This window comes from Rhodothermales bacterium (assembly GCA_013002345.1).
GTDB lineage: Bacteria > Bacteroidota > Rhodothermia > Rhodothermales > JABDKH01 > JABDKH01.
In genome coordinates, this window is the sequence record JABDKH010000070.1 from 1 (window position 1) to 4,193 (window position 4,193).

Sequence of the window (4,193 nt, forward strand, 5' to 3'; positions counted from 1 at the left end):
CGTCAAAGAACAGCATCGGACGATCGGTACTCGACGCTCTCGGCATGGGTGCGGGCTTCACCGTCGCCTTGCTATGCCTCGGCATTGTCAGAGAGGTGCTGGGCAACGGCACGTTCATGGACATCCCCGTCTTCGGCCCCAACTACGAGCCATGGGTTGTCATGGTCCTCCCCGGCGGGGCGTTTTTCGTGCTCGGAGCCTGGTTGCTCCTGTTCAACTGGCTGAGAGAACGAAAGAAGACGAGGGGGAGGCTCGCTACGCAATGAACTCAGAATCCCTCACATTCGTCTTCATCAATGCCGCGCTGATCAACAACTTCGTGCTCAGCGCATTCCTGGGTATCTGTCCGTTCATCGGTGTGTCGCGCAAGCTTGAAACGGCCACGCGAATGGGCATGGCGGTGACGTTCGTGATGTTCGTCAGCTCCGTCTGCGCATTCGGTGTACACAAGGCGCTCGTGGCCATCGATGCACAGTATCTGCAGATCATCTCTTATATCGTGATCATTGCCTCGGCGGTGCAGCTGGTCGAGATGTTTATCCGCAAATTCAGCCCGACCCTGTTTCGAGCACTGGGAATCTTCCTGCCCCTTATCACGACGAACTGCGCGATCCTTGGCCTTGCACTGTTTCAGACGAGTAAGCAGTACGATTTTGTGCAGTCGCTCGTCTACGCGCTGGGAGCCGGCGCCGGCTTCATGCTTGCGATCGTCATCATGGCGGGAATCCGGGAAGAACTCGAACTCTCGGACGTTCCGGGAGTGATAAAGGGTACCGGCATCGTACTCATGCTTGCCGGACTGCTATCCCTGTGCTTTATGGGGTTTGCCGGACTCGGAGGATAAAGATGCTCTACCACCTGGTAATAACAACCGTCCTGCTTGGCCTGCTCCTCACGGCCTGGGTGGGCTTCCAGGCGTGGGTCCGGCGTCTGACTCCGGGAATGAGTGAAGACGCTGACGTCCTGCGAGGGCGATTCGGCAGCTGTGGAGTTTGCCTCGGTTTCGAGGCGTGCAAGATTCCGGGACTAGTCGCCGACTCCGATGTCCTGGAAATAGACAGTGTAGATGAGGTCGCGCTCTGATGCCTCGTGATCATGAAGCTTGTTTATCAGCGCCAGTACTCTCTCCCGGACCGTCGGCAGTGCTGACGTGTTCTGCTCGTTCATCTGCTTCAACACATCCGTGATGCTATCCAGCTCATCCAGAAACTCACGGTGCTCCATCTCGAGAACCTCGGCCTTCTTGCTTTCCTGCGGAGCCTTGCGGATCACGTCATCCATAAACCCCCCGTCCTCTTCGAGGTCGAAATGCTTGACCAACTCGTTCTGGAAATCTCGAAGTGTCCAGATAAGTTCGAGCTTCCACTCCCCGAAATCGCCCTCGGGATCACGGCCAACGGACTCGCCGATGACTTTCATGAGTTGCCGTAAACTGGCGTGCTCCTCCTCTATTCGACTGGCGATATTTGACTTTTTATCTGCCATTTCCGGCCTCTTTGATCTTGTTCGGGATGTCGTCCGACATCGAGCGGCTTCAGTAAGAGATTACGAAAAACCTGGCTTGAGGTTGAACAATGAATCGTCGTGATTGGATGAAAATACTAGCGGCCGGCCTACCGGCGGCGTTGATTTCGCAACGAATCACGGCTGGGCCTTCGCAAGATTCGTACTTCCTCATTACGGACAACCCCCGTTCGGCCGTTGCGGCCATGCTGTCGACGAGTGCAATCGATCGCGCCACCGTGCGGATCGACACACGAGCCATCGCGCCTGCGGCGCAGGATCTGACCATCATCCGAAATGGACGCGTCGTTGATCCGGGGAGGACGGCCAACCTGGATCCGCGCCTGAAACAGCTTGTCGTCGACCTGCGCAGCAGGAGATCGCCGGGCACAGCGCTCGTTTCGGTGGAGCCGCGCGCCGAATCGTCGAGCAGTCATGTGGTGTTCGAGTACGACGGTCGGATTGTGGACACCGTTCGTCGTGACCGGGCATTTGAAAACATCACCGTGCGCGGTGCTCAAGGAGACACGGTCTTCTCCCTGTCCGACGGGCAGCTCACCGTCGTCCGCTCCTCCTGCCGCCACGAACTGTGTATGCGATCGGGAGCCGTCCGGTCTGGCCGGATTATCTGTGCACCGAACCGAGTTGTGGCGACCCTGGGCCATTCCGGCAGTGCGCTTGATGCGATCACGGGTTAGGATGAGGGTCTCACGCGCGTCAGGCTTGATTCTGTTGTTGTTCGTCGGATGTCGCGCGACGGACGAAGATGAGACGTACCGCTTCACCCGGTTCTCGATGGGTACGGTTGTTGACTACACCGTTGTCGCTTCAGATGGCGAGGTCGCACGAGCCGCAGTAGCCGCTGCCCACAACGAGATGGAACGGGTATCGCGCCTGTTGTGGGAGGACGATACTCTCAGCGCGGTGTACGGGATCAACGAGGCAGTCGACAGTCTGGCAGTCCCGCAGGAGGCGCTGGAATTTCTGACAAGAGCGCAGATAATTGCACGCGAGACCGGCGGAGCATTCGACCCGACCATCAAACCAGTCTCCGATCTCTACGACTTCGAGGCTGCCGAGCCGATGCCGCCAACCGCTTCAGCGAGAACGGAACGTCTCAGGTCGGTTGGCTACGAACGATATCGTGTCGGCGTTGACGGATACGTCGTCAAGGATACGGCCGCATTGGCTGTGGCTGTCGGCGGGATTGCCAAGGGATATGCCGTGGACCGGGCGGTTGCGATTCTCACTGAGTCCGGGGTCGAGGCCGGTATCGTAAATGCGGGCGGGGACCTCTACTCTTTCGGTTCGCGTGCGGGCAAACGCTGGAGGATAGGCGTTCGCGATCCGGACGATGCGGACGACGTCGTGGTTGTACTGAACCTGCAAGACATCGCGGCAGCGACTTCGGGCGACTATCAACAATTTTTCGAGCACAACGGAATTCGATACCATCACATACTTGATCCCGCACGTGGTACGCCCGCACGTGGGTCACGGACCGTTACGGTCGTAGCCAGCACGACGGAAAGCGCAGATGCACTGGCAACAGCTCTGTTCGTGCTTGGAGCTGAGGCCGGCCTTGCGATGATCGACGACATGCCGGACGTGGAAGCGCTGGTCGTCGACAGCGCGGGCGTCATGCACCACAGCACAGGAATGCCGGAGTATTTCGACGAACCCCCGTTCTGAGCTCTGAGAACGGTGGGCTTCCCGAGGCCTGATCGGTCCAACCCACCGCAGTCGTCGATGCCGCGGCCATCATCATTCCCGGTCTTTCTCACCAGAGCGGAATGCAGCAGCACGTCACGCCGCCTTCGGCCTTTTGAATCTCCGACACGTCTACCGCGGCCAACCGAACCCCGCTACGTCGCATCCGTTCAGCCGTGGCCGGAAAATTGTCGGGGTATATCGCGGTCCCGTTGATCATCAGCGCATTTGCAGCAGCCGGCTCATCGGGGTCGACGTCGATCATCTCCATGTCGCCGAACGGAAAGTCCAGCAACCAGTCCCGGTTCACGAGTAGCAGGTTGGGACCGATCTGAGTGACGGCCGATTTCAAGTGCAAACACTCGCGGATCCCTACCGGAAAAACCTGGTAGCCGAATTCGGCGACGACCGTGGAGAGCTGATCAATCCCGTCAGCGTTGGTGCGCGATGAGCGGCCCACGAAGAGCTTCATTTTCACACGTAATACATCCCCTCCGTCGATCGTGCCGGGCGACCGGACGGTACGCAGTTCTCGAAAAGCACCGAGCGCCTTCGCCACCGACTTCGTCTCTGGCCGCCGCGAGGGCGCCCCCGGGCGCAAAATTACGGCCACCTCGGGCAGCACCAGAGCGGTGTCCTCGACAAACACCCCATCGGGGGCACGCGGGGCCGGCGACAGACGCTCAACATGGGCTCCCAGTGCCCTCAGTGCGTCCTCGTATGCTGCGTGCTGAGTCCGGGCCTTTTCGACGTCAACCGACTGCCTGGGAGCATGCGTAAGCTCACAATCACCAAGAGCCGGGCCCACGTCGCGTGTGAAACAGGTCAACATTGAATTTGAATGCCAGTCGTCCGATACATAGAGCGGGCCTGCTTCTACACGCAGGATTCCCAAATTATCAACAATTCCCGCACGAACCTCGCATGCACTGGGGAATTCAGACAACCATACAAAACGGGATTTCGACTCATCCCTGAAT

Annotated in this window: 6 protein-coding genes; 4 read left to right on the forward strand and 2 right to left on the reverse strand. The window is 58.8% G+C overall.

Annotated features, from left to right (window positions below):
• The coding region (locus HKN37_03620; protein NNE45728.1) for an electron transport complex subunit RsxE at positions 1–266 on the forward strand (266 nt) is incomplete at its 5' end.
• Positions 263–844 (forward strand): RnfABCDGE type electron transport complex subunit A, encoded by a 582-nt coding sequence (locus HKN37_03625; protein ID NNE45729.1) that lies wholly within the window; start codon positions 263–265, stop codon positions 842–844. The genes HKN37_03620 and HKN37_03625, both read left to right, overlap by 4 nt.
• 182 nt (positions 845–1,026) lie before the next feature.
• On the opposite strand, the gene HKN37_03630 is transcribed toward HKN37_03625, so the two are convergent.
• The gene (locus HKN37_03630; protein NNE45730.1) at positions 1,027–1,485 is read right to left on the reverse strand and encodes a hemerythrin domain-containing protein; all 459 of its coding nucleotides are present in this window, start codon (positions 1,483–1,485) and stop codon (positions 1,027–1,029) included.
• Positions 1,486–1,592: 107 nt separating this feature from the next.
• Between HKN37_03630 and HKN37_03635 the strand changes: the two genes are divergently transcribed.
• Together HKN37_03635 and HKN37_03640 are read left to right on the forward strand one after the other, a co-directional pair.
• Complete coding sequence (locus tag HKN37_03635; GenBank protein ID NNE45731.1) at positions 1,593–2,201, forward strand: hypothetical protein; 609 nt, start codon at positions 1,593–1,595, stop codon at positions 2,199–2,201.
• A 1-nt stretch (position 2,202) separates the two neighbouring features.
• Positions 2,203–3,195, forward strand: a complete 993-nt coding sequence (locus tag HKN37_03640; GenBank protein ID NNE45732.1) for an FAD:protein FMN transferase — start codon at positions 2,203–2,205, stop codon at positions 3,193–3,195.
• A gap of 88 nt (positions 3,196–3,283) precedes the next feature.
• Here HKN37_03640 and HKN37_03645 read toward each other — a convergent pair whose 3' ends face one another.
• Complete coding sequence (locus tag HKN37_03645) at positions 3,284–4,045, reverse strand: dimethylargininase (protein NNE45733.1); 762 nt, start codon at positions 4,043–4,045, stop codon at positions 3,284–3,286.
• Between the last annotated feature and the right edge of the window lie 148 nt (positions 4,046–4,193).